Origin of the sequence: Endozoicomonas elysicola, assembly GCF_000710775.1 — a bacterium.
Taxonomy (GTDB): domain Bacteria; phylum Pseudomonadota; class Gammaproteobacteria; order Pseudomonadales; family Endozoicomonadaceae; genus Endozoicomonas; species Endozoicomonas elysicola.
Map to the genome: position 1 here is coordinate 2,803,192 of NZ_JOJP01000001.1, position 25,615 is coordinate 2,828,806.

At 50.0% G+C, this 25,615-nt stretch carries 17 protein-coding genes; 5 read left to right on the top strand and 12 right to left on the bottom strand.

Annotated elements, in window-relative coordinates; all coding sequences use genetic code 11:
• Positions 1-16: 16 nt before the first annotated feature.
• The 11 genes from GV64_RS12070 to GV64_RS12125 all read right to left on the bottom strand — a co-directional run bounded on the left by GV64_RS12070 (position 17) and on the right by GV64_RS12125 (position 14,958).
• The gene (locus tag GV64_RS12070; protein WP_020583096.1) at positions 17-2,179 is read right to left on the bottom strand and encodes a glycoside hydrolase family 3 N-terminal domain-containing protein; all 2,163 of its coding nucleotides are present in this window, start codon (positions 2,177-2,179) and stop codon (positions 17-19) included.
• A gap of 214 nt (positions 2,180-2,393) precedes the next feature.
• Complete coding sequence (locus GV64_RS12075) at positions 2,394-2,867, bottom strand: hypothetical protein (protein ID WP_020583097.1); 474 nt, start codon at positions 2,865-2,867, stop codon at positions 2,394-2,396.
• Positions 2,867-3,688: a carbohydrate ABC transporter permease gene (locus GV64_RS12080; protein ID WP_020583098.1), complete on the bottom strand. Its 822-nt coding sequence runs from the start codon at positions 3,686-3,688 to the stop codon at positions 2,867-2,869. Before GV64_RS12080 ends, GV64_RS12075 begins: the two co-directional genes overlap by 1 nt.
• Positions 3,685-4,566 (bottom strand): carbohydrate ABC transporter permease, encoded by an 882-nt coding sequence (locus GV64_RS12085; protein WP_020583099.1) that lies wholly within the window; start codon positions 4,564-4,566, stop codon positions 3,685-3,687. The genes GV64_RS12080 and GV64_RS12085 overlap by 4 nt, the downstream gene beginning before the upstream one ends.
• 70 nt (positions 4,567-4,636) lie before the next feature.
• On the bottom strand, positions 4,637-5,878 hold the full coding sequence (locus GV64_RS12090) for an extracellular solute-binding protein (protein ID WP_020583100.1): 1,242 nt from the start codon (positions 5,876-5,878) through the stop codon (positions 4,637-4,639).
• Between the two features lie 230 nt (positions 5,879-6,108).
• Positions 6,109-7,095, bottom strand: coding sequence for a LacI family DNA-binding transcriptional regulator (locus tag GV64_RS12095; RefSeq protein ID WP_020583101.1), 987 nt, complete (start codon positions 7,093-7,095; stop codon positions 6,109-6,111).
• A gap of 268 nt (positions 7,096-7,363) precedes the next feature.
• A complete protein-coding gene (locus tag GV64_RS12105) occupies positions 7,364-10,780 on the bottom strand; it encodes a GH36-type glycosyl hydrolase domain-containing protein (RefSeq protein ID WP_201772483.1) in 3,417 nt (1,138 codons plus the stop codon).
• 7 nt (positions 10,781-10,787) lie between these two features.
• Positions 10,788-11,906: an ABC transporter ATP-binding protein gene (locus tag GV64_RS12110; protein WP_020583104.1), complete on the bottom strand. Its 1,119-nt coding sequence runs from the start codon at positions 11,904-11,906 to the stop codon at positions 10,788-10,790.
• A gap of 429 nt (positions 11,907-12,335) precedes the next feature.
• Positions 12,336-13,808 (bottom strand): sulfatase family protein, encoded by a 1,473-nt coding sequence (locus tag GV64_RS12115; protein WP_020583106.1) that lies wholly within the window; start codon positions 13,806-13,808, stop codon positions 12,336-12,338.
• A 19-nt stretch (positions 13,809-13,827) separates the two neighbouring features.
• A complete protein-coding gene (locus tag GV64_RS12120) occupies positions 13,828-14,442 on the bottom strand; it encodes a GDSL-type esterase/lipase family protein (RefSeq protein WP_157237038.1) in 615 nt (204 codons plus the stop codon).
• Between the two features lie 144 nt (positions 14,443-14,586).
• Positions 14,587-14,958 carry a hypothetical protein gene (locus GV64_RS12125; protein ID WP_020583108.1) on the bottom strand — a complete coding sequence of 124 codons (372 nt, stop codon included), beginning with the start codon at positions 14,956-14,958 and terminating at the stop codon, positions 14,587-14,589.
• A 430-nt stretch (positions 14,959-15,388) separates the two neighbouring features.
• Here GV64_RS12125 and GV64_RS24245 point away from each other — a divergent pair, with 430 nt between their 5' ends.
• The 3 genes from GV64_RS24245 (at position 15,389) to GV64_RS12135 (ending at position 19,372) form a co-directional block, all read left to right on the top strand.
• Positions 15,389-17,779 carry a sulfatase-like hydrolase/transferase gene (locus GV64_RS24245; protein ID WP_081622153.1) on the top strand — a complete coding sequence of 797 codons (2,391 nt, stop codon included), beginning with the start codon at positions 15,389-15,391 and terminating at the stop codon, positions 17,777-17,779.
• 293 nt (positions 17,780-18,072) lie between these two features.
• Positions 18,073-18,219, top strand: a complete 147-nt coding sequence (locus tag GV64_RS25630; RefSeq protein ID WP_201772484.1) for a CNNM domain-containing protein — start codon at positions 18,073-18,075, stop codon at positions 18,217-18,219.
• Positions 18,188-19,372: a hemolysin family protein gene (locus GV64_RS12135; RefSeq protein ID WP_020583111.1), complete on the top strand. Its 1,185-nt coding sequence runs from the start codon at positions 18,188-18,190 to the stop codon at positions 19,370-19,372. Before GV64_RS25630 ends, GV64_RS12135 begins: the two co-directional genes overlap by 32 nt.
• A 42-nt stretch (positions 19,373-19,414) precedes the next feature.
• Here GV64_RS12135 and GV64_RS12140 read toward each other — a convergent pair whose 3' ends face one another.
• Positions 19,415-19,843 carry a hypothetical protein gene (locus GV64_RS12140; RefSeq protein WP_020583112.1) on the bottom strand — a complete coding sequence of 143 codons (429 nt, stop codon included), beginning with the start codon at positions 19,841-19,843 and terminating at the stop codon, positions 19,415-19,417.
• A gap of 539 nt (positions 19,844-20,382) precedes the next feature.
• Here GV64_RS12140 and GV64_RS12145 point away from each other — a divergent pair.
• Together GV64_RS12145 and GV64_RS12150 are read left to right on the top strand one after the other, a co-directional pair.
• Complete coding sequence (locus tag GV64_RS12145) at positions 20,383-21,909, top strand: sulfatase family protein (RefSeq protein WP_020583114.1); 1,527 nt, start codon at positions 20,383-20,385, stop codon at positions 21,907-21,909.
• 221 nt (positions 21,910-22,130) lie between these two features.
• Positions 22,131-25,577, top strand: coding sequence for a hypothetical protein (locus GV64_RS12150; RefSeq protein ID WP_020583115.1), 3,447 nt, complete (start codon positions 22,131-22,133; stop codon positions 25,575-25,577).
• The last annotated feature ends 38 nt before the right edge of the window (positions 25,578-25,615 follow it).

Genomic DNA, 25,615 nt, shown 5'->3' on the forward strand with positions numbered 1-25,615 from the left:
GGGTGCATGCCATTCTCTAACGGGGGGAAAGCTCACAATGACCCTGGAGCGTTGCATTGCAGTCACCTCCGACAAATACCTCCAGTTGACCATCAAAATCCTGTTGCTTGCCAAGGGCAAAGTAGGTTCTTTGCTCCGGAGTGATCTGCAGGGTAATGGTGCGGGTCTCACCCGGTTTCAGGGTGATCCGGGCAAAGTCTTTCAGCTCTCTGGTGGGGCGTGTTGTTTCAGCCACTGGCAGGCGAACATAACATTGAGCCACTTCAGTAGCAGTAACCGCTCCCTCATTGGTCAGCTCAAAGGTAACGTTCAGGTTTTCAGTGCTGTCGAGCTGCTGGTGGGACAGATGCAGATTTTTATAGCTGAACTGGCTGTAGGTCAGACCAAAACCAAATGGATACAGTGGCTCTGCACTTTCATCCTTGTAGGGCTGGTAGTCCTGAAAGTCCCGCATTTTGCCAATGGGCTTGCGGCCATAATAAATGGGCACCTGTCCGGTAGTTCTGGGCATGGTCATGGGTAAACGGCCGGAGGGGGATACATAGCCAAGCAGTATTCTGGCAACGGCATGACCGGTTTCAGTTCCTGCCTGCCAGGCAAACAGCAGGGCATCGGCATACTGTTCTGCGGCAGGTGATGGAATTGGGCGGCCACCGCATTGAACCACAACCAGCGGCTTGCCGGTTTTGCCAATGGCAGTGATCAGCTGTTCCTGACCGGCAGGCAGCGCCAGTTCGGCAATGTTTCTGGCTTCACCGGTACGGCGATGGCTTTCGCCGACACAGAGAATCACCACATCAGCACGCCGGGCACACTCCACCATGTCGTCACTGAAATCTGCCGGTTCGGTAAGGATCTCCAGCTCAGGTGCCGCCGCCACCAGACCTTCATAAATGGAGGTCACATCCTCGGTCTTACCATCCAGGCACCAGGAGCCCAGATGCTGTCGTTTAGAGTGCGCATGGGGGCCGATAACGGCAACTCTCAGGCTTTTACGGGCCAGTGGTAGTATCTGCTGCCGGTTCTTCAGCAGAACCATGGACTGTTCTGCAAGATGTTGTGCCATGGCCACATGATCTTCACGCCGCATGACGTTCAGGTGACGCTGTTCATCCACATAAGTGGACTCAAACAGTCCAACTCTGAATTTGGCTCTCAATACACGGCAGACCGAATCATTAATGGTTTCAATATCAATGTTGCCGGCATCCAGCAGGTTGGCCAGATGATCTTCATAGGCCTCATTGGTCATGGCCATATCCACACCGGCCTTTAAGGCCATGGTGGCTGCTCCGGCAGCGTCCCGGCTGACCCCGAAGTAGGCGAGGTCTGAAATTGACCCCCAGTCACTGACGACCAGACCATCAAAGCCCTGGGATTCCTTAAGCCATCCGCGAATCAAACGTCGACTGCCGGATACTGGCTCTCCGCCAAGGTCGTTAAAGCCGGACATCAGGCTGCCAACACCGGCTTCCAGTGCCGCTTTAAACGGCGGCAGATAAACGTTGTGAAGCGTATTGTCGGTGATCTCGGTGGTGTCGTAGTCACGGCCACCTTCTGCCGCGCCGTAACCGACAAAATGCTTGGCACAGGCCAGCAGTGATTCGGCGTCTGACAGGTTTTCTCCCTGGAAGCCGTTAACAACGGCTCTGGCAAACTGGCTGCTCAGGTAGGGATCTTCACCGCTGCTTTCAATCACCCGACCCCAGCGGGGGTCCCGGACGATATCCAGCATCGGTGCAAACGTCCAGTGAATGCCCAGGGAGGCTGCTTCTCTGGCAATACCCCGGTAGGCTTCCTGAACCAGTTGCGGGTTCCAGGAAGCAGCTTGAGCCAGGGGGATGGGCAGAACGGTTTGCTGACCGTAGATCACATCCCGAGCCACAATCAGAGGAATGCCAAGACGGCTCTCTTCAACGGCCACCCGCTGTATTTCATTCAGTGTTGATGGATCGACCGTGAGCCCGGGCGCATTTCCTGCCCAGGCGGTATCTGCCAGAATTCGTGACCCCCAGCGTCCCTGTCGAACACCTTCAAGGTAAGCCTCCCGGTTGGCCTCAAACTCCAGCATGGGGGTCTGGCACAGCTGACCGATTTTCTCCGCAAGGGTCATGCGGGACAGAAGGTCCTGAACACGCTCTTCAATGGGGAGCGTGGCATCCTGATATGGGGTACTCATGATAGTTCCATCAACAGCGTCGTTTATTTTGAGTTCTGAGCAGCATCAATCTAGGAGGCTGTCCGAGAATAGCGCCCGTAGCGAGGATGGCAGAAAATTGAGGATCAAAAATCCTTTTTGTGAGGTGAATAGTGGTTCTATTTGCCAAACAAAAAGGATTTTTTAGACCAATTTGCTGCCACCGCAGTAGGGCAGTCTATTCTCGGACAGGCTCCTAGTGGTGTGTAAACTCTGGAAATGCTTCGGTCAGAAATTCCGTCATCTCGGTGGCCAGTTGCTCATCACCATTTTGTCTGGCCCGCTCCTGCAGTTCGACAGCGGCCTCCGGGACATAACGCAGATCCAGCTGAACGTAGATATCGATAAATTTCAGCAGTTCAGCGTCTGACAGTTTTGGCAGAACCTCACTGGCAGCGGTGATAGCCTGCTGATAGAAACCGGGTCTCGGGCCTAACAGGCTGGATTCCCAGGTTTCGATTACCTGCTGATAGCCCCCCAGGTAGGGGTCTTCAAGGCGCAGTTCGAGCTTGTTCATACCTTTCAGGGCGGTTACCCATTCACCCTGCTGCATTTGCTCCTGGGCATACTCGAAGTAAGCACTGGACTGGCGGTAAGCCGTAATCCAGGCCGCACAGTAAGCCAGCAATAGAAACAGGCCGATAAGAGAGAGTTTTTTCCCGAGGCTCATTACTTCACTCCTACCCCTGTAAATGCCTTGATAAAGTTTTTCTGCAGGAAGAAGAAAACAAAGACCACCGGTACTGCAATCATGGTGGTCATGGCCCAGAGCTGTTCCAGCTTGCCACCGGGTACATCGGACTGGAATTTGAACAGGGCCATCTGCAGGGTCAGCATGGAATCATCCCGGATATAGAGCAGGGGGCCCATAAAGTCGTTCCAGGCTCCCATAAACGTCAGAATGCCAACGGTTGCCAGGGCAGGGCGCAGCATGGGCAGCACCACCTTGAAGAAAATTCTGAACTCGCTGGCGCCGTCGATTCTGGCGGCTTCCAGGTAGGCGTTATCGATCTGCTTCATGAACTGAACCAGCAGAAAAATGTTATAGGCACTGATCGACCCGGGAATGATCAACACGCGGTAGGTATTTATCCAGTTCCAGTCGTACATCATCATGTACACGGGAATGGTGAACAGGATCGCCGGGATCATCATGGAAGAGAGGATCAGCTTGAGCCAGAACTCCCGCCCGGGCATATTGGTCTTCACAATGGCAAAGGCCACCATGGAAGAGAACAGGCAGTTTAGTACGGTGACTGAGGTGGCAATAAAAATGGTGTTCAGGAAAATCCTGCCCAGGTTAATGCTGTTAAAGACCTCGATGTATCCCCGGAACGACCAGTCCGTAGGGAGAGCGTTCGGTGTGTGCATGATCTCTGCTCCTGTTTTAAAGGAGTTGATGATCATGAAGAAAAATGGATAGAGCACCACGATACTGGCCAGGATCAGTGACCCGTAAATCAGCCAGTGTTGTTTCTTAATGCGGATCACTGGTTGTCTCCCTTGCTGGTCAGTTTCAGCTGCATCATGGTCAGGGTATAAATAATCAGGGCCAGAAGCAGACCGATGGTAGAAGCCTGTCCCATCTTCATCTGCTCGAAGCCGGTCTGGTAGAGGTAGAGCACCGGTGTCAGAGCGGCATTGTATGGACCGCCCTGCAGGTCAAAGTTCATGAACACTTCCACAAACATCTGCAGACCGTTGATGATGTTGATGGTGAGTACAAAGACAATCTGGGGTTTGATCATGGGCAGCGTGATGCAGGTCACCTTGCGCCACCAGGAGGCGCCGTCCAGCTCGGCAGCCTCGTAAAGTGACTTATTGATGCTGGCAATACCGCCGAGAAAGATGATCATCTGTACACCGAACCACTTCCAGGAGCTGAATACCGCAATAACCGGCATGGGCAGCCACTGTTCAAACTTCCAGAACACCGGCTGGTCGAGCAACCCGGTGCCGACCAGTGAGCTCTGGATGGGGCCGGTAGGTGCTGCCAGAAAGTCAAAAATGATCATGGCGACGGTGATGGACGTAATAACCGGCACGAACAGAATGGTTCGGAACAGGCTGGCCATGAATGTCACTTCATTCAGCATCAGGGCTGCGGTCAGAGCGATCACAAAGCTCAAAGCAACAAAGATGATCTGGTTGAACAGTACGTTAAAGAGTGACAGCCAGAACTTGGCATCAGTCGCCACCATTAACCAGTTACCCAGACCGACAAATCGAGTGTTTTCCGGATTCAGAACGTTGATGTCGAGAAAACTGTTCTGAAATGAGAGGAAAAACGGGTAAAGCAAAAACACCAGAAAATAGAGGATCCATGGCATTAAAAAGAGGTATGCGATCCAGTTTTCTTTAAACTTCATGTCCTGTGACCTGTAATAAATGTGCCGGAAAAAGCCATGTTGTTGATAACGGTTCCTGATAAAATGGGAGTTACTGTTTTAACAACGCTCTTGCTTCCAGGCCTGCCTGATGAACAGCCGCTTCCGGTTCCATTTCTCCTTTGACGACGACTTTCGAGTAATACTTCAGAATAATGTTGGCAACATCCGATACATTAACGAACGATTCATTCATCACGGTATGCTTCAGCTGATCAACAAAGGGTTTAACGTCGGGTTGTTGAAAATAGGGATCGTTCTGCAGCGCAGCCAATGTTGGTAATTGTTCAAGGGCTTTACAGGCGGTCAGGTTAATGTCGCTTTCCATTAACAGTTGAATCAACTGCCAGCTGTGCCGTTCTTCTTCACGAGTGCCTTTGAACATCATCAGGGCACGGCCATCCAGGTTGGAATAGTGGGGCATACCGGCTTCAGGCACCGGAATTGGAGCGATACCCACATCCCTGCCAATTTGCATGGGGCCGCCAGCGGCATCCTGAAGATTGGCTTTCCAGCCAAATCCGTATTGCAACCACATACCGATGCTTCTGGAGAAGAAGTTTTGTTCCATGGTCAGTGGGGAGTATTTCTGGGCCTGCTGCATGGTGGCGAAAAAGTCCGCCATGCCCGCCTCTTCACGGTCAAACGCAGGGTGAGTACCGTAACGGTTGAGCAGCTGGTGCTGGCCTTCATTAAAGTTGTAATACACCTGGGCAAGCATATTCCAGTACCAGCTACCGGTGGACAGTACATCGTTCCACATGACTGTACCGTATACCGTGTTCCCATTTTTCCGTGCTGGCAGCTGACTGATCTTTTCAGCCGTGGCTAAGAATTCACGCCAGGTGACCGGTGGTTTCTCAGGATCCAGTCCGGCTTCCACAAACAGGTCCTTGTTGTAGATCATCATCTGGGTAGTGGCATGCCAGGGGATGTAATAGTGGCGGCCAAAGTTTTCCTGCATGAACAGAGGGTCGATGCGTTGATTCAGCTCATCAAAGCCCGTGTATTGATCCAGATAGGAAAGACGACCCAGTTTGGCATAACGGGCGACCTGATAACCAAAGATACCGGCATAGACATTGGGGCCATCACCGGCGGCCATTCGAGTTTCCAGATTACCGTCATTGGTTACAATTAATTCAACATCAGGGAAACGACGTTCATATTCCGGCTTGATTACTTCGGTGACAAAGGTCATGTAATCGCCGGAAGGCACCATGAATTCAATCTGTTCTTTCGCCAGCGCAAAGGGGGTAAATGCGATCAGAGCAATTGCTAACCATTTATACATCTTTTAAACCTTTAATAAACAGGGCAGAAAACGTTTGCTACGGGCACAGTCATCTCTCATCAGCAATAGTGAGGAAACAAAAAAACTGTCTGTTATTCCTGTTTAGAAAACAGTGGAGCGTTCTGTTATCAATTGAAACTCGCCTGTTTTAGTAATGACTGAACAGGCGGATTCATTTTTCTATTGAATAAGTTAATGACGATATAAGCTTTAAATGACCACTTGTTTAATTAAAGGGTCTCCCTTTTGATTAAATTGGTTGGAATGATTTTTGGTGAATCAATATTGTCATCACCATTAATGGCGCTGAACAGGGTTTCTGCCGCCAGGGTGCCCATTTCCAGCTTCTGGTGGGAAATGGTGGTCAGGGCAGGAACGGTCATTTCCGATTCACGGATATCATCGAAGCCGACCAGCCTGAGATCGCCGGGAATGGTGACGCCATGTTCCCGTGCTGCTCGAATGATGCCAATAGCCATTTCATCGTTACCGGAAAAAATGGCCCTGGGGGCGATGCCTTTGGCCAGCAGCGCTTTCATTTGCTGATAGCCACTTTCTTCCGTGAAATCTGCGGGAATAATAAAGTCTTTATTGAATTCAACGTTGAAATAACCCAGGGCGGCGATGTACCCATCAAGGCGCTTCTGGTTATCGTAGGAATCCTGTGGGCCACTGAAGAAATAAACCTCTTTACAGCCAGAGGAGATCAGTGCCTTGGTTGCTGCAAAAGCGCCACCGAAATTGTCAATAAGAATGCTGTAGATGTGTGGTGCCTGAATTTCCCGGTCAAGTACCACCAGTGGAAGATCTTCAGATGCGACCGAATGCAAAAACTGATCGTCGAAAGAGTTGGTGAGAACAATGGCGCCATCCACCATTCGGTCACGGAGGTATTTATAGGCCGTTGAGTGCTCTTCACCATAGAGACTGCAGGCGACGAGGTCGTAACCCATTTTGTGGACCGTCCGCTCTATGCCGCGGGCAATCTCACTGTAAATAGGGCCAAACCATGAGTTGAAGAACAGACCAATAGCGCGTGTTTTTTTCTGTTTTAACATTTTGGCGTTGCCATTGGCTACGTAATTCAGCCGTTTGGCGACCTCCAGAACACGCTTCCGGGTCTCTTCACTGATTCGCTCATTGCCATTGATGGCATAGGAAACCGTCGAAATGGAAACTTTGGCTTCTCTGGCAACGTCTTTTATGGTCGCTTTCACCGCAATGCTCCTTTAGTTTTCAGGAAAGAGTTCTTGCGAAAAGAGAGGTTTGCGGGAAAGCCCTCGAAATACTCACAGACTATTGACTGTGAGTATTTCGAGGCTTTCATCTTCTCATTCAGGCTCAGTCCAGCAGTTGAAACGATTCTATCAGTAACCTTGGTCCGGGGCATCAATAATTTGATGCCCCGGACTTTGATTGAGTACGAAATAATCAGCGTTTGAGCCGTTATTGGTTCTTGTCTGAAAACTCCGTACTTTTCCATGTTTACAGCCAGATTTCCAGTAGATTATCCGTTGCAGAAAGCGTGCTTTCCAGAACGTCTTTTTCGACCAGAACCCCTCCGGTGCGGTATGGGTTGGCCAGCTGAGTAAACGTCAGTGGTTTATCATTCAGGCAAACCTTTTTCGGTGTGTGTTCGCCCTGTTCAGGGTGAATGATAATCTGGCATGGTTTGTCAAAAATCCGGAAGTTCAGCGTTACCTTGCCCAGTGTTCTGGCAATCACCGGATCCAGCACCAGTGACTGCTGCTGGTAACGGATGCCCAGTACGCTGCTGATCAGCTGGTTAATATAGATACCCGGTCCACTGGAATAGATTCTCCAGCCACCTTTCACCTTGACGTCGCCGGTTCTCAGTTGCTGGAAGTTGTCATACGCTTCATAGCGGTCATTGAACTTGCCATCAGAGCTGGAGAAATAGGCATTGGACTGACGCAGTTCAGCGTTAGGCACTGCAGACTGAATCCCAACCGGAATAATTTTGTAGAGGTTTTCAAAGACCGTTTCTGCCTTACCCATCTTGCACAGTGCTTCAATGAAGCGGATGTGCGCGTGGCAGTATTGCAGGCCAACTTCACGACCCAGGTTGGCGGCCAGTTCGGCACGTTTGAAATAACTCTGCTTACCGGCCTTGTATTCCGCCATGCGGTCCATCAGTCGAACACCGTCCGGGCAGAGCAGATGTTCATGGATAATGGCCATATGTTTTTCGGCCAGTTCCGGATCAAACGTCTCGGAAATGATCGAACGGGAGCCAGGCAGCAGACGGTATTTAATGCCGGTTTTCTGGTCCGCAGGGTGCAGCAGGTACTCCACCTGACTGGTATCGCCATTGGCAAAATGAATAAAGCCGGCAATCACACCATCTTTGATCAGGTAGCGGTGGTAATCGGCCTCCATTTTTTCAGCAAGAAGGTTCAGCTCATTGATAAAGGCGTCATACTGGCCATGACCGGCAAGCGCCTTACTCATGGTTTTCAGGGTTTGCAGCGTCAGTGGAATCGTCCAGCCACTGACCATGTTTTCCCGCAGCGCCTGGTTGGCTGGCTGCAAGGTGTCGTCCCAGTCGCCATCGCCGTAGCAGGACAGGCTGGTACCAGGCACCAGGCTGTCAATGATATGCTTCAGCTGTCTTTCAACATGGGCAAAGAGACTGACTGTCTGTTCGGTAAAGCCAAAACCTTCCTCAATCGCCGTATAAGGCAACTGCTTGTCCAGAATGGCCAGATCTCCGGTTGCTACCAGATAGTCTGCCAGTGCCTTCATCGGCCAGACCACTACATCCCCATGAGCATCTTCCTGCTGGATACGGGCGTACTGGTCGAACATGAACCACTGAGGCCAGGTACCGGTTTCCAGATGCTGATGGCTGTAGATGGTTTCCAGCAGGGCTGCCGCACGGTCATAACGCTGCAGGGACATAAAGAATTCGAACGGTCCCTGGGAAACATCACGGGTACCCCAGGCGGCGCCAGAGTATTGCTCCAGACCATGAGGCGTACTGTAATGCACCAGTGCATTGTGGGTGAACCACTGCATGGTATCGTTCAGTTTGTCCGCGTTGTGATGGTCATGTTCGAAATCAATATTGAACTGGTTGATCAGCTGGTTCTGGGCGTCCTGAAACGCAGTGGTTTCCCTGTCGAAGTCCAGTGTTTCCGGTGCCGATTGCTGCTGATCCCACAGGGAGCCAGTGATGGTGAGCGATGCCTGACCTTCAACGGTGCCGGAGAGCACCAGGTAGCGAACCGGGCCATTGCCGTCTTCCTGTACCAGGTCAACCTGATTCAGGCAGCTGTCAGTACGCAGGGTATAGCTGAGTTCCGGCAGTGTGTCGGCAATCAGTGCATTGTCGCCAGTGATATGAATCAGGTTGCCTTCCTGATGAACCTGGACATGGCTTTCATGCTCATTATTGGCCATCAGCAGCTGATGGGTGATCATCAGTTCAAGAGGTTGATCATAGCCTTCAGCCTTGATATCCATCTGAATAGCAGGCGCGCTCTGGGCACTGAAACAGCGCACCTGGATAAAGCCATTCTGGAATTTATAGACCCAGAGAGAGTGGTTGGCGCCAGCCTCATAGGCAGAAGGCATGGTCAACAGGTGATAGGTTTCACCCTGCTTGACCCAGATACGCTGGCCACTGGATTTAAACAGGTTGAGAAAGCTGCGTTCAACCCCGAGAAGTTTGTTAAAGGATGTATTGCCCAGCACCACATGGGAGTTGAATACACCATAGATACCATGGGTTGAGCTCATGACCGCGTTGGCAAAATCCTGGTTATTACCGGATGCAATCATGTGGCCGGTCGCTCTTTCCAGATGCTGCTCTTTTGCCTTAAGAGTGACATAGCAGCTGTTTTCCCTGAAAAAGGACAGAAGTTCGCCGCCTTCTGTTTCCGGGAACCGGCGCTGCTCACCAAAGAAACGGGTGATCTCGTTTTCGTTTAATGTTTCACCAATAATCACCGCTGGTTGGGTCAGGCAATTCTCTTTCAGTCCGGACAGGTCAACAGCAGCGCTATTACTGTGATCAACGGACGAGTAGTGCTGCCTGATATCGGCAACCGGCAGAGCCTCGCTCACATTGGATGATGGCATATTGTCCTGGAAATCCAGGTAAAAAACATGACTGGAGTGTTCGCCAGTAGTCAGCTGGATATCCTGAGTCTGAAGCGCAATATACGCCATCTCAAACTGGTAGCGTTTATCATCCAGCGCTGGCTTCAACAGGGCTTCAGGCTCATTGGTGAACTTGTAGCTTTTGCCAAAAAACTGAATACCGTCGGTAGAAAAGTGTGCCACTGGCTGGAATGAACCGATCTGTACCCATGGGTTACCACTGCTTTGTGGCAGGTTCTGACGGCAGCAGACGGTATAGCCAACACCTTCCAGCTGGAAGACCTGCTGATCGATGTACTGGCTGCAATAGGCTTCATTCGACTTGACCGCACCTTCATCGGCCAGGGCAATGTCCTGGCCGTAGATCAGGTCATAGGTCAGCGAATCTTTGCCAAGATTTTCTACATTGGCGGTAAAAAATACGGTATTGCGATCTATAGCTACGCTGACCGTGACGGTTGCGCAGAATTGTTCTGTGCGGGTTGTCCAGGTGACTTCACCGGACTCGCTCCGACAGGTTTCAATCTGCCCGTTGAAATACATCAGCGGCGTTGCTGAAATCTGGCCGTTCTCTTTTGTACGCAGATAAATGTTGGCCAGGGCCAGTTCCATCTCCGGCGTGTCGTACTGGCTGACCATAATCTTGCCAGCCCGGATAGACTGAAGGACATGATACTGGTTAAACGACAGTGAAATATTTTGACCGCTGAGCGTATGCTTGGCTGTTGAAATAGAGAAATTCATTGAAACTACGTCGTCTCCGTCGATATTTGTCATGATTCTTTTATTGAGCAAGGGAGATGTTCTCACCTGTCTCACTGTCGAAAATGTGGCATTTGTCCATACGGAAGCAGAGGGATTGCTCTGAGGCGTGCTTAAGGGAGTGTTCAGGGCTGATCAGTTTGCAGATGAGCGCGTGGCCCTGCAGATCGAAATGAACAAAAGACTCGGCACCCATCTCTTCAATACCGGTGATATGAGCACGGATTCCCTGTTTCTGACAGCTGTCGCCAATCAGAACATGCTCCGGACGCAGCCCCAGGAACACGTCTTTATCGGTGTGAGCTGATAACAGCGCCTGCTTCTCTTCAGACAGGGGGAAAAACTGGCCAACACTCTGAACACCGAGTTGTCCTTCGTGGTTTACCAGTTTGCCGGGCAGCATGTTCATGGAGGGGGAGCCAATAAACTCGGCAACAAATTTGTTTTTTGGGCGGTGATACACGTTCATGGGAGTATCAACCTGCATGATTGCGCCTTTCTTCAGGATGCATACGCGATCCCCCATGGTCATGGCTTCCACCTGGTCATGAGTTACATAGATCATGGTTGCCGGACGACCGGAGTCTTTCAGCTGCTGGTGCAGCCGGCTGATGCGCATGCGCATGGAAACCCGCAGTTTGGCATCCAGGTTGGAAAGGGGCTCATCGAACAGGAATACTTCCGGCTTACGAACCATGGCCCGGCCAAGAGCTACACGCTGGCACTGGCCTCCGGACATCTGGCCCGGTTTGCGATCCAGCAGCTCAGTAATCTCAAGCAGTTCAGCCGCCTCATTCACCCGTTTTTCAATTTCAGCTTTTGGTTTGCGGGCCGTTTCAAGGCCGAAGGCCAGGTTCTGGCGGGCGGTCATATGTGGATAGAGCGCATAGTTCTGGAATACCATGGCAATACCGCGGTCTTTGGGCTGAACATCATTGCATCTGGTATCACCGATGATCAGGTCTCCGCTGGTGACACTCTCCAGGCCGGCAATCATCCTGAGCAATGTGGATTTGGCGCAGCCTGAAGGGCCGACCAGAACCATGAACTCACCGTCCTCAATGTCGAGAGACACATCATGAACAGCGTGAAAGCCGTTCTCATACACTTTATTTATATCTTGTAGCTTTACCCGGGCCATTGAGGTGGCTCCCTGATGTGACTGAGGTTTGAGTCGATGTTGATCATCGCTCTGTAGAAACGTTTCAGCATGATATTGAGGCAATGAAACCGTGTCAATGTTGAACGAAAGGTAAAAAATTGATCCCTGTCGTAGAAATGATAAAAAAAACGGATGTGATTGAGCTATGGCCTGTCCCCAGTGGGGGAAGAGGGTATTTCTTTTATGATCTGGATCATGTGCATGGTGGTTCCAGAGATCAAAATAAATGAAGCTTTATCATAGTTGACTCAGGTCAATGCATGGTGAGCTGGTGATTAAAAAGGACGAAACTGGTGAAATGCTTCAAATGATATAGTGAGCGGAGTGTTGAAATTTATAACCTCCGGGACAGTGTCTCCCGGAGTTACCATTATATTGAACGAATGAAGCTTGACTGAGGATTTATGGTTAGTTCACAGAGACATTGAAAGCTGCTACATCAAGCTGCTTTCCTTCAGCATAGCCAGCATTGCGATTGACCGGCTTATGGCTGTGAGGATTGACCGGCAGCGTGGCTTCCCAGTGATCAAACTTATTCTGCAGCGATTGGGCAATCTCAGGATGCTGCTCTACAAGATCATGATATTCGCCCGGGTCTTTTTCTATATCGAACAGTTGAATGGTTTTTGGACCATTGTCGTCATTCCAGGCCAGTTTCCACTGGCCATCCCTAATGGCGTAGTCATTATCCCTGCGCCAGTAGAGTGTTGAGTGAGGAGTCTGATGATCAGCCTTTTCACCATTAAGGTAAGGTATCAGGTTAACGCCGTCATAGGGCATTCCACCTTGAGGTTTGATATCAAGGATGCCGCTGATGGTTGGCATAATATCCAGAGAGCTGACCATATGAGAGTAGGCTTTACCACCTTCCAGGGTTCCGGACCAGTGCATGATAAAAGGAACGCGGATACCTCCCTCATAAGTATCGCCTTTAAAGCCATTAAAAGGGCCGGGGCTGGACATGGTGGTTTGCCCACGGGTTTTTCTGCGGGGCTGTGCGAAGCCCTGACCAGAAGGAGACCCGTTATCGCTCATAAAGAAGATCACTGTATTCTGGTCAATTTCCTGTGATTTCAGTGCTGTCAGTACATCACCGATGCCTTCATCCATCGCCAGTGTCATGGCGGCAAAATGCTTCCGTTCCTCACCGGCAGGTAGGTCCTTAACTTTGTCAATATAGTGAGCGGGTGCCTGCCATGGATGGTGAACGGCATTGTAGGCCAGGTACAGAAAGAAAGGTTCATCCGCTGATCGTTCGATAAAGGATACGGCCTCATCGGTAAAACGGGTGGTCAGGTAGTCCCTGTTCTGCTGAATAGGGGGCTGTGGTTCATTATTTCGATAGATCGGTGCCAGTAGCGGCTTTCCACCTTCAGTGGATCTGGATTTAAAATAGTCGTGAGAACCGCCTCTGAAACCATAGAAATAGTCCGCGCCTCGTTCATTGGGAAGACCGGTGGGTTCACCCATATGCCACTTGCCAATCACTGCCGTCTGATAGCCTTCATCTTTCAGCATTTCCATCATCATGGGCTGTTCCCTGGGAATGGTGTTGTTGGCAAAGTTCCCATAAATCCCGAAACGCTGCTGATAAACGCCGGTTAGCATGCCTGCCCGCGAAGGGCCGCACACAGAAGCGGATGAATAAGCCTGGGTGAAATGAACACCAGTGGCGGCAAGGTAATCCAGATTGGGTGTCCGGATATCATTAAAGCCGTGATAACCGACATCCCCCCAGCCCTGGTCATCACTGAAAATTACAATAATATTCGGTTTTCCTGGCGTGTTGATTGCCGCTGTTGCAGCGTTGGTCGAATAAACCGCAGTAAAAGATGTGGCTGTTAATGCAATGGCAATCAGCGTTTTTTTGAGAGAGCTCATAGGGAAATTGTCATTATGTTTATTGGCGGGAAGGTGTGTTCAGCCTGTTCTGCAGATAACTAAAAATATGATGGGCTATGGCAGTAGCGCCCTGTTCGTTGGGGTGAACTCCATCTGATACAAAGAGGAGCCTGTCCATACCGGCCATGGTAATGACCTCGGCACTGGTGGTTTTACGGATCTCATCGATCAGTATTTTTCTGACATCAATCAAATTCGCCTCACTGACATCCCATGGGGTACGGAGTTCAGCGTGGCTGGTCACAGGGGTAGCCACATAAACGCGGGGTGATGATGGCAGGGACTGATAGTCATTAATCAGTGAAAGCAGGTCACGCCGGTAGGCTCCGGGATTCCAGAAAGCAGGTTTTGAGTCATTTGTACCGAGCATGATGATCACAACCGACGGGCTGGACGCCAGGCTTTCTGGATAAACGTCTCTTTTTATATAGGGGGTCAGCTCCGGTGTATTCTTGATAGCGGTGGCCCCATTGGCGCCATAGTTTTTTACCCGCCATTCATTCCCTAACAGCTGCTGTAAAACGGCTGGGTAGGCATCCTTATCAGGGTGCTGAATGGAGTGGCCGAAGGTGATGCTGTCACCCACGCAGGCAACGATATTCCCATGTGCCATTGAGATCTCCCCGATAAAGACAACAGCAAGCAGTAACAGATTCCGGATGCAGTGCATGGTGGTAAATGAAAAAGTGGGTTCTGGTGAAAAGCCATGCCGAATGAAACAGGCATGGCTTGAAATGCTATCTCAACACAGCATGAGTCAGGCTTTCTTTTTGGCTTTCTGTTCGCTGCGATACTTTTTGAAGGCTTTCATCTGCTTCTTGGAAACGGCTTCGGCAAAGGCATTCTGATACTCCTTCATATTTGCCTTGCGAGCCTGCTTGAGTTCGGAAGAACCTTTTTCATGGGCCTTGCTGGCTTCTTTGTTTTTGATAAACAGAGTCGTTTTCAGTTCTTTAATGGACTCGGCCTGCTGTGGAGTCAGCTTCATTACCTCCGTCATTGCTGTTACATCGCTGGTGATTTTTTCCTCAGCTTTACGGCTTATGTCGCCTGCCAGGGCTGCCATGGAGTGACTCAGGGCCAGGCTGACGATCAGGCAGGACAGTGTTTTTTTGATAGCAGTGTTCATGACAACTCCAGTATGGAAACCCGTTAATGGTTCTGGCTCAAAATAGAAGTGTAAGATCAGCAACCGCTGTGAAATGTTTCTATTTGTCTGACAGCAGTGAATTCGTCGCTAAATTAAGCCAAAACCGATCAGCAGAGAACATCCGGGTTGAGAAACTTTGACGAGTTCTGATGTATATCAATAAAAGGGTTTTCTGCAGGCGTTGAAAGAAAAGTTATCAAGTATTGATGAATAAAGGGCTGTATGGGAGTTTGGTTGATTTTCATGCGGGCTGGCTTGATTGATTGCAAATGGTTGAAACGTTTATATTGCTGTGGTTTTTCGTGGTGGCTCTGAATAAGCAAGCCGTTCTAGCCGGAAACAGGCTAGCAGAAAATGGTTATCTGTCAGGAGTTTCACCATTCACCACTTGGGCAGGGCAATAGTGCTTATGAATAAAACAACCTCCCTCCTGGCTGCAGGGTGCCTGGCGGCATCATCCATGGTGTGGGCAGTCAATGATCCGGTCAATATCATGCTGGTCACGGCAGATGATCTGGGTTATGAGGCCTACCAGCTGTTTAATAGCCAGGTGCCTGATCTGACGCCGAACCTGGTCAGCTTTGGCGATCAGGGTTTTCAGTTTGAGCACGCCTATATTAATTCATCAATCTGTCAGCCAAGCCGTTCGGTAATGTTGACCGGAAAGTACAGTACCACATCCGGAATGATGGGCTTTATCCATATGAAGGATAAGGTGCCAACCGTGATGACGGAACTGGCCGCCAACGGTTATCGAACCGGGATCCTTGGCAAGGTGGGGCACTCTACCCCCGACCTGGATTACACCTGGGACTACGCCTATGATGCGGAAGACTTGGGTTCCGGTCGTTCACCCCAGCTTTATCACCAGCGAACTCTTGACTACATCGAAGAGAGTAAAGCGGCTGGAAAGCCTTTCTTCCTGATGGTTAACTCCCATGACCCGCATCGGGCCTTCTATGACCCGGCAGAAGATAACAACCCTGACGATGGACGACAGCCTTCAAGAATCTACTCACCTGATGAGGTTATTGTTCCCTCTTACCTGCCTGATTATCCGGAAGTCCGGCTGGATCTCTCCCATTATTACAATTCGGTAAGAAGGCTGGATGATACGTTTGGGCAGGTGATGGATGCTCTTGAAAAATCCGGTGAAGCAGACAATACACTGGTTATGTTTGTTTCCGATAATGGCTCCGCCTTTCCCTTTGCCAAGGCCAATACCTATCTGGCCAGTACCAAGACTCCGTTGCTGGTGCAGTGGCCGGAAGGTGGTTTAACGACGAATGTTGTGGACTCCCGACATGTGGTCTCGCTGGTTGATTTGATGCCGACCATGCTGGAGGCGGCGGGTATACCCATTCCGGATACTGTGGATGGTCGTTCATTTCTACCGTTAATGAGGGGCGAGCAGCAGAATGACTGGGATTACGCCTATTCCCAGATTGATTACAAAATCAGTGGGCCGGCGACCCCCATGAGGGCTGTCCAGAGTAAGCAGTATGGTTATACGTTTAATGCCTTCGTGGGTTATGCGGAATTTCAGGTGGGCTACGATAAGGAAATTATCGAGCTGATGGAAAACTCCGGAGACCCGGAGCAGGTTGCCCGTGCTGAATTCTTTCGAACCCGCATACCTGAAGAGTTTTACGACCTGAAGAGTGATCCCGATAATCTGGTTAACCTGATTGATCATCCCGAACATCAGGATCGAATCAACCGGTACCGTACCCGTATAAGGAACTGGATGGTTCAGACAGACGATCCGGTTCTTGAGATCTTCGATGCCTGGACTGATCCGAAAAACGACGCTGGCGACCCTTTGAGTATTTCCATTTCCGGCCTGACTGACGAACAGGTAGCCAGTGTTCAGGTGGTTAATTATGGCAATAAGGATCTTTCCAGCACAACACCGGCTGGAACCCTGCAGTTTGAAATCAGCGATATTCATGATCTGGACGAATCGGTTAACCGGGTCACCGTTGCCATGAGCAGTGAAGATGGTCAGGAAGCGAAAGTGGATATTACCGGAGCCGTCTATTCATTTGCCGGTTCCGAACGTGTTCAGACCGTGAATATTCCCCTGAGCTGCTTTGCAGGTGTGGACTTTTCGCAACTGGATAAGCCATTTGTTCTGAAAACGGATTCGTCGGTTAACCTGGTACTGGGGAATATTAACCTGGCTCCTGAGAGAGCGGGTAACAGTCTGGATCTGGCCTGTGAGCCGGCAGGCGTTGTGCTTTCGGGGCCGGCTTCCCAGTTGCATGGACCGAATGGCAGTGATGTTCCCTGGCAGATCAAAACCAGTGGACAGAACCTTTCCAGGCAGAGTGATGCTCATCTGGTAGACAGTGAGGGAGGCTGGATTGATCAACAGGGAACCATCACCGGCAAAGTACCTGCTGATTTCACTAAGTCCAGTGCTGGAGTGAGCCTGGTTCCTGCAGACAATCAGAACCCTGAGTTGGTGGACATCAGTAAATACCTTGAAAATGGGGCGCTGGTGTTTGATCTGCAGGTGGATACCAGGGGTAGCATGGACACCAAAGTGGTTGTTCAACTGGATACCCTGAATGGAGGAAACTCGATCAAACAGGAGTTGATGGATTATTCAGCAACAGCGTTTAAAGAACAGCGGATCTCACTCAAGGACTTCTTTACGGATAAGGATGGAAAGGTTCAGGTCAATGGCGTGCAGTCCATTACCCGGCCCTTTATGTTTAAGCTGGAAAATTCTGCCAACAGCTTCAATGAAGCTGAATTTGATATCAGGAATGTGCGGCTGATGATGACCCCATAGGGAATTACTTCCTGAGAGTTCAATAAACGAGAGGGCCAATGAAATAACTGACGTTTCATTGGCTTTTTGTTTATGGATGGAATACAGATTGCTGACATTTCTTCCAGAGGGAAAGCTAGTCAAGAATACACAGAAAATCCTTGTGGGAAAATAAGAGAATACAGTCATTTATTATGCCATTAATCAGTTCTATAGTTTTGTTACCAAACAGACTGAACCATCTACAGAGTCTGACAAATGCTATCAAGCTGATTAAATGAGGAGCCGTTCAGCATGATTCAAGAGGTGTATTCATGGATGTGCTGATACTGACGGCGCTGATTCTGCTGAACGGCGTCTTTGCCATGTCTGAGATTGCTCTGGTATCGGCCCGTAAAAGCCGTCTGCAAAAGCTGGCTGATAAAGGGGATGCCGGGGCTGCCCGCCATCAAGCTGGGTGAAGAACCGACCCGATTTCTTTCGACGGTGCAGATTGGTATCACGGTAATTGGTCTGCTGAATGGTATCTATGGTGAGGCGGCGCTGGCAGCGCCCCTGGCCGAGTATATGTCCACCTTTGATATTTCCAGAAAAACCGCATCGGCTGCATCTACGGCGATTGTCGTTATTGGTATTACCTATTTGTCCATTGTTGTGGGCGAGCTGGTGCCCAAAAGGCTGGCGCAGCTTAACCCCGAATTGTTTGCCCGTATGATGGCAAGACCACTCAGCCTTCTGGCGCTGCTTTCCAAACCCTTTGTCTCCCTGCTGGCCTGGTCAACGGATTTACTGTTGCGTTTATTGGGGAAAAATGGAGGTGAATCGGAAGAGAATATTATCGAAGAAGATATTTTTGCTCTGGTTAATGAAGGTTCTCGCAGTGGGGTTATTGAAGCCCATGAGCGTGACATGGTGAGGAATGTGTTCCATCTCGATGATCGGAAAGTCTCGTCATTGATGACACCACGCAGTGAGATGAAGGCATTTGACCTGCGTAAATCCCTGGATGAGAACCTGCAGTGCCTGCTGGCCTGTGGTCATGAGCGCTTCCCGGTAATTGATGGGGATATGGATAACCCCATCGGGGTGTTATCCGCCAAGCAGCTGTTGAACATCAAGTTCACCGGGGCAGGGGATCATGATGCGATTAAAGCCGTTACCCAGCCAGCGGTGTTTGTCCCCAAAAGTTGGAGTGGCTCGCGGCTTCTGGAGTTTTACCGCCAATGCAATGATCACCTGGTATTTGTGGTTGACGAGTATGGAGATCTGAAAGGCATTGTGACCCATGGTGATCTGCTGGAGGCTCTGGCCGGTGAGTTTAAATCCAGTCTTCCAGAGGATAACTGGTCTGAGCAACATGTTGATGGCAGCTGGACCATGGATGGACTGATACCGGTTTCCGTGTTCAGAGACCTGCTCGAACTGGATAGCGTTCCGGACGAGAGCAAGCGTGGCTACCATACCCTGAGTGGCATGATGATGTGGTGCCTTGGCGAGATGCCGAAAGTCGGCGAATCGGTCGAGTGGGAAGGCTGGCAATTTATCCTGCTGTCGGTGGAAGGTAACCGACCAGAAAAAGTACTGGTGAGGCGAAAACTGGGTAGCAGCTCTTGAATAGCGGTCAATGAGCTGCATTTCCTGAGAGCAGGTGGTTGATTAATGACCCGTCTGCTCGTCTGGCATCAGGCTTTCCTTGGTTGGGTAATGGTTGCTCATCAGGTCAATCATCTTTTCACCACGGACATCGGCAAAACCGGTGGCAATATTGTCAACCCCGACAACGGTGCCATCCCCATCGACGGCAATATCCGCGATTAATCCATTACTGTCTGTTACCTGCAGAGTAAAGCTGTTATTCGTTCCGTGACTCAGGCCATCACCATAGAGAACCACTTTGTCAGGATCTGGCTCTGGAGCGGGCTCTTCTATGCAGTCCGGTGGGCATGGATCCGGAGCAGGATCTTCAACCGCCGGTGGCGGTGTGATGGTACTGGAGTCTGATTCATCATTACAGCCGGTAAGGAGTGTGGTCGCACAGGTGATCACTAAAACAGGCTGAATCAGCGATTTGCAAAACTTGTTCATTGTTGTTTGTTATCCCCGTCTCGCGTGTGATAACAGCACTGTTTTCCAGTGCATCAGGTATCTGAAATGATAAAGTAGAAACGTTTTTTTAAGATGGGTAGATTATCAGGAGAGGTAACAGGATGCACAGGCATAAAGGGCTGGCCAGTATTTTTTATGACACCCGTCAACAGAGTGGCCGGAAATAAAGGGCTTTCAAGCGGTTCAGCCTTGCAAAAAGCACACATTTCCCTTTCAGAATGAAAAGCAGTGCTGATGCTCAGCCGGTTAATACAGGAATGAAAAAGCAGAGAAAAGTTGTGTTAGCTTCTGATGTAAATCAATAAATTGATTATTTCATCATACGCCTGTTTTTGGGTTTTTTTCTTAACTTGTTGTTTATTATGGTTTATTCTTTATTTCGGTCATTTTTTGTCCCCTTGAAAGTATTCTGCTGAAACGTTTATATTTGCGCTGTTTCGAAAATATGCAGCCCATATCAGAGGCCATGGTTTCTGTCCGGGCAAATAGGGTGATTTTCAGGATCAGGGCAATACATTATGAATAAAACAACCTCCCTGTTGGCAGCAGGGTGTCTGGCTGCTTCTTCAATGGTCAGTGCCGCCAGCGCGCCGGTGAATATCATGTTGATTACCGCCGATGACCTGGGGTATGAGGCATACAGCCTGTTTAATAATGAGTTGCCAGACCTGACACCGAACATGGATCAGTTTGCTGCTGAAGGTGTTCAGTTTGAGCATGCCCATGTCAATCACTCGATCTGTCAGCCCAGCCGTGCCGTTATGCTGACCGGTAAGTACAGTACCACTTCCGGAATGATGGGCTTTATCCATATGAAGGATCAGGTACCAACGGTTATGACGACGCTGGCCGAACATGGCTATCGTACCGGTATTCTGGGCAAGGTAGGTCACTCCAGCCCGGATCTGGCTTATCAGTGGGATTACTCATTTGATGCCAACGACCTTGGCGCAGGCCGCTCTCCCCAGTTGTATCATCAGCGTACCAAAGATTATATCGAGCAGAGTAAAAAAGCCGGCAAGCCTTTTTTTCTGATGGTGAACTCCCACGACCCTCATCGAGCTTTCTATGATCCGGCAGGTAAAAGACAGGGTGGGGATGAGAAAACGCCCTCCAGACTTTATACCCCGGATGAAGTAACCGTACCTTCTTATCTGCCGGACTACCCTGAGATTCGTCTTGATCTCTCCCATTATTACAACTCGGTTCGCCGTCTGGATGATACCTTTGGGCAGGTTATCGATGCCCTGGAAGAGACCGGTGCAGCGGATAACACCCTGGTCATATTTGTTTCAGACAACGGTTCTCCATTCCCTTATGCCAAGGCCAATACCTATCTGGCCAGTACCAAAACCCCGCTGCTGGTTCAGTGGCCGAATGGCAAGCTGGAGAACGGTTCAGTGGATGATGAGCATGTTGTGTCCACGGTTGATCTGATGCCAACCATGCTGGAAGCGGCAGGCATTGATATTCCTGATACAGTGGATGGTCGTTCATTCCTGCCATTATTGAAAGGCGAGGAGCAGGATAACCGGGACTACACCTTCTCCCAGATCGACTACAAAATCGGTGGACCGGCAACGCCAATGCGAGCGGTTCAGAGTAAAGAATTTGGCTACACCTTTAATGCTTTTGCCGGCTTCTCCGAGTTTAAAGTGGGCTACGATCGTCAGGCGATTAATCTGATGAAGCAGTCTGATGATCCCGAAATGAAAGAGCGGGCAAAGCACTTCAGAAAGCGGGTACCAGAAGAGTTTTACGACCTGAAGAACGATCCAGACAACATCAACAACCTGATTGATAACCCTGAATACCAGCAGGTCATCAAACAGTACCGGGCCAAACTGGAAGAGTGGATGGCGAAGAATGAGGATCCGGTCCTTGAGATCTTTAATCACCGTGATGATCCCCAGAAGATGCGAGCGTTGATGAAGACTCACTACCCAACGAAAAACAGTTTGATGTCCAAGGCACAGAAGGAACATATGGCCGCGAAGAAAGCCGAGAAGCGCGCACGGCGTAAGAACAACAAAGACAGTAGTTAATTTTTAAGAAGTCATCGGTTGGTCGCTGATGCCCTTGACCCTGTATGGAGTTACCGGGAGCTGATTGTGTTCTCAGTCAGGTTTGCAAACCCCTCATTGTGCAAACCTGGTGACGATCCGCTGCCAGTAGGTCCATCAGGGTCTTTTTTTATGTCGTCAAATGACCAGCCTCATATCAGTTAAGTTTGGCAACATTGTAAAGCTTGTCTGGGGGACATTTTGTGAAGGTCGAAAATCCAGTGGGTCACGTACGACAAAGGTTGAGCATAGCCGTTCGAATTGCCCTGTTTTCCGGACTGGGCATGGCGTTGTCCGCCTGTGGTGGCGATGAGTCAGGAGGGGAAACGGTAACGCCTCCACTCCCACCACCTGTCATAGATATTGCTATTGAACCATGGTCATTTGATGGCAGTAATGGGGATCTGGTCAGTGCAGCCCAGGTCTCCGGGTTGTATGCCGCAGCTGATAGCAGCGGCGACTTGATAGAAATTCGTGATATTCATGAAACCGTTCTGCATGAAATATCGGTGGGTGAGCTGTCTTCAGTGTTGCCTGATTTCAGTTTCAGTGGCGAAAACGGTATCTGTGGTATGACTCTGACGCCATCAGGCCGTTTTCTCTATATAGCAGCCTGTATGGAAGGAGAGAGTGATAATAAGGACGCTATTGTCGCTTATAACACCAATACCAGGGAGCTGACACTTCTTGACCGGGTAACACTGGTTACTGACGAGGTAAGGCCCGTTGGAATGACTTACTTCAAAGGCCAGCTTTATGTGGGCGGGGATGCGGGAATTCATCGATACGATGCCACCCGGAACCGCGTCTTTGACGTTCGTAACAACAATCTGGATGTTACTGGTCAGCTGGTGGCTACTCAGCAGCCGGTTACTGGTCTCGCCGTGGATATGGTGGATGAAAAAATTTACTTCACCACACAGGGCTCACTGAACCGTATGCAACCTGATGGCTTTGGCATGACCACGCTCTCTTCAGGAGTCGGATTTGACAGGGTAACCATGGGGGCGGTCTATGGTAATGACGACTCTGATGGACTGTTCCTTCTGAAACACATTGCTGATGGCTCCCGAATTCTGAAGATACCGTCCGAAGCGCTACGAGCTGGCCAGCCGGTTAGCCCAGAGGTTTATGCCGAGCTTGACTATACAGTGGATGATATTTCAGCCACTGCCGATGGTCGGATGATGCTGGCAGCCCAGCAGATCCAGATGATGAGGGATAACACAGATCCACGATTGAGCTACCAGGACTGGTTGCAGGATGAACTCCACCAGTATTACCTGGCCATAAAGAGTCTGGTTGAAGACGGCAGTATTGAAGGAACCAGTACCTTATTGGGCAGGCCCGGCTTTCTGTTAAGCAAGATCGTTCAGGAAGGGGGGAGTCCGGACAAATCACCGGTAGCGGATAATGTGGGCTGGGCGCTGTTTCTGTTGATGGCCATTGACCAGGTGCAGCCAAATCCCGAGATCGAACGGCTGGTGGAATTGTTGATTGAGCGTCATGCAGGCCTGTATTCCGATGGTTATGGTGGCGTGCGCACAGTGGACGGTCATTTTGTCCGAATGTACGGCAGCGATGGCCTGCCCAAAACAGGTGGACCGGAAAAGTCGCAACCGCAGGTTTATGTCAGCATGAAGTTTCTGCCTGCCGCTTATAAGGCAGCAGAGATGTACCCGCACAATGAACGTTTGCAGACTTACAAAGAGTACCTCAGGCAGTTGCTGCAGCGTTCATCCGATACCATTCGAGCCAACCAGAAAATTACCTGGACCAATGACGATTATGGTCCGTTACTTAACAATAATGCCATGTCCAATGAAACCTGGCTGTTCGGGGATATCGGTGCAGCCCAGGACCCATTGGCGACTGAAGATTATGCACACTATGTTTATGATCGCCGTAACTTTGTCTATGACCATTGGCTTAAGGGGGAGGCAGTCATAAGGGCTGGGCATTCAGCCTTTATTGTGATGGGGGGGACGCTGATACTCAAACATCATGCAGAAGATGCGGGCTGGGCAGCTTTCAACCGTAACTACTATGCTGCGACCATGGCGGAAACCGATGATATGGGAGCTCCCTATTTTGGCGGATTCTCGGCAGGGAACCAGCCGACGTGTCCGACTGGAAATGAGGACTGGTGTGGTGGATACCATGCGGATGGTCCCTCCGATCACCCCAATGACATTATCCATTTTCCCGCCGTCCTTGGCTTTGGGCAGCATGGCCATACGCCGGCAGTCGTCGGAGCCTACATGGCTTATCGCGATGGAAAGCGTCAGCCAATGAATAATGCTGCGGGCGGTGAGCCGATCAATATGCTGACCCGCTGGTCCATGGCAGAACCTGATTACACGATGAAAGCGGTCGGTATTGCTGACTTCTGGTTTGGTGGTGTTGGCCTGGTTGAAGCCATTCAACCGGGTACCGTTGACCGTTTCCGGGCTGAATTTTACCGGCCGGATCTGGAAGTGGAACGGAGCAACGGTCAAACGACGCTCCATTATTCAAACATTACCCCCAGAAAAGTGATCGGGCATGATGGTCAGAAAGAAACTCATTACGGCTATCAAATGTCACCATTCAACTTGCCTGCCGGTATCAGTCATCAGGATTATGAAATTATTGACCCAGAGGGTGAATGGCTGGAGCTGGAAGATTTGGTCAGTGAGCTGGATGGAAAGAGCAAACGCTTCTCCAATCCGGGTTTTGAAAATGGACTCGATAGCTGGACAACCAACGGCGATGTGACTGTGGTAGACAGTGAAACTGGCAGTGCTGCTCAAGTTTCAGGTGTTGGTGCTCTTGGTCAACCGCTTGAACTGTCCATGGATCTTCCAGGCACACGTTATCGGATTAGCAGTACGTCAGAAATGAAGCAGGGGAGTGGCAAGGGGTATATACGGCTGCAGTGGCGGGCATCAGAAGATATTCTGGACCCTGTTCTGGAAGAAGCGGTCAGTAATGAAATAACCTCAGTTGGCAGTGGGCAGGCGTTATCCGTCGTTACTGAAAAGCCTGCAGGTGCTGGCTACCTGCATATCAATTATGTAACGGAAGGTGCTGACAGTGTTTTTCTGTTTGATAACACCGCAGCCGTGCGGCAGGGGGCTGACTCCCCTCTGGAAAATGGAGATTTTGCAGGTGGTGAAAATGGCTGGGATGTGAGATCTGGCAGTAAGCTCGTAGACAACCCGAATGGTGTTGATGGAAAAGCATTACTGATGAAACGGAGTGTTGGCCAGAGCGGTGCCACCAATGTTTTCCGGAATGAAGATGTTTCGCTTGACCCACTGGGCACACGCTATCTTTATCGTTTTGATGTCACTACAGAGGGATCTGATGAGTTTATCTTTGAGGTTGATGTGGAAGTGCTTGATGCAGCAGGCCAGCGTATTATTCTGAGGGAAAATGCTGGTGATGTATTACCCGGGCAGAAAGGTGAAGTCACTTTTGTGATGAGAAAACGACCAGGCGATCATACTCATCGAATTAATTTCCAGATGACAAGAGACGGAGAAAAAGATTTCAGAGATGCCAGCGTCTTTATAGATAACTTCCATCTTGATAAGCAGAAATTATTTGATGAATCTGCCTGTGTCAGTGATAGTCCAACAGGCTGTTTGCCCACAAGAGTTCAATAATTAAATAATACGGCGCTGCTATTTTTTGGTAGCGCTTT

Excerpts from the sequence above, each read along its gene's own strand:
- GV64_RS12125 (WP_020583108.1), bottom strand. The coding sequence starts at position 14,958 with ATGAACACTGCTATCAAAAAAACACTGTCCTGCCTGATCGTCAGCCTG.
- GV64_RS12115 (WP_020583106.1), bottom strand. The coding sequence starts at position 13,808 with ATGAGCTCTCTCAAAAAAACGCTGATTGCCATTGCATTAACAGCCACA.
- GV64_RS12090 (WP_020583100.1), bottom strand. The coding sequence starts at position 5,878 with ATGTATAAATGGTTAGCAATTGCTCTGATCGCATTTACCCCCTTTGCG.
- GV64_RS12105 (WP_201772483.1), bottom strand. The coding sequence starts at position 10,780 with ATGACAAATATCGACGGAGACGACGTAGTTTCAATGAATTTCTCTATT.
- GV64_RS12140 (WP_020583112.1), bottom strand. The coding sequence starts at position 19,843 with ATGAACAAGTTTTGCAAATCGCTGATTCAGCCTGTTTTAGTGATCACC.
- GV64_RS12085 (WP_020583099.1), bottom strand. The coding sequence starts at position 4,566 with ATGAAGTTTAAAGAAAACTGGATCGCATACCTCTTTTTAATGCCATGG.
- GV64_RS12070 (WP_020583096.1), bottom strand. The coding sequence starts at position 2,179 with ATGAGTACCCCATATCAGGATGCCACGCTCCCCATTGAAGAGCGTGTT.
- GV64_RS25630 (WP_201772484.1), top strand. The coding sequence starts at position 18,073 with ATGGATGTGCTGATACTGACGGCGCTGATTCTGCTGAACGGCGTCTTT.
- GV64_RS12075 (WP_020583097.1), bottom strand. The coding sequence starts at position 2,867 with ATGAGCCTCGGGAAAAAACTCTCTCTTATCGGCCTGTTTCTATTGCTG.
- GV64_RS12135 (WP_020583111.1), top strand. The coding sequence starts at position 18,188 with ATGCCGGGGCTGCCCGCCATCAAGCTGGGTGAAGAACCGACCCGATTT.
- GV64_RS12120 (WP_157237038.1), bottom strand. The coding sequence starts at position 14,442 with ATGGCACATGGGAATATCGTTGCCTGCGTGGGTGACAGCATCACCTTC.
- GV64_RS24245 (WP_081622153.1), top strand. The coding sequence starts at position 15,389 with ATGAATAAAACAACCTCCCTCCTGGCTGCAGGGTGCCTGGCGGCATCA.
- GV64_RS12145 (WP_020583114.1), top strand. The coding sequence starts at position 20,383 with ATGAATAAAACAACCTCCCTGTTGGCAGCAGGGTGTCTGGCTGCTTCT.
- GV64_RS12110 (WP_020583104.1), bottom strand. The coding sequence starts at position 11,906 with ATGGCCCGGGTAAAGCTACAAGATATAAATAAAGTGTATGAGAACGGC.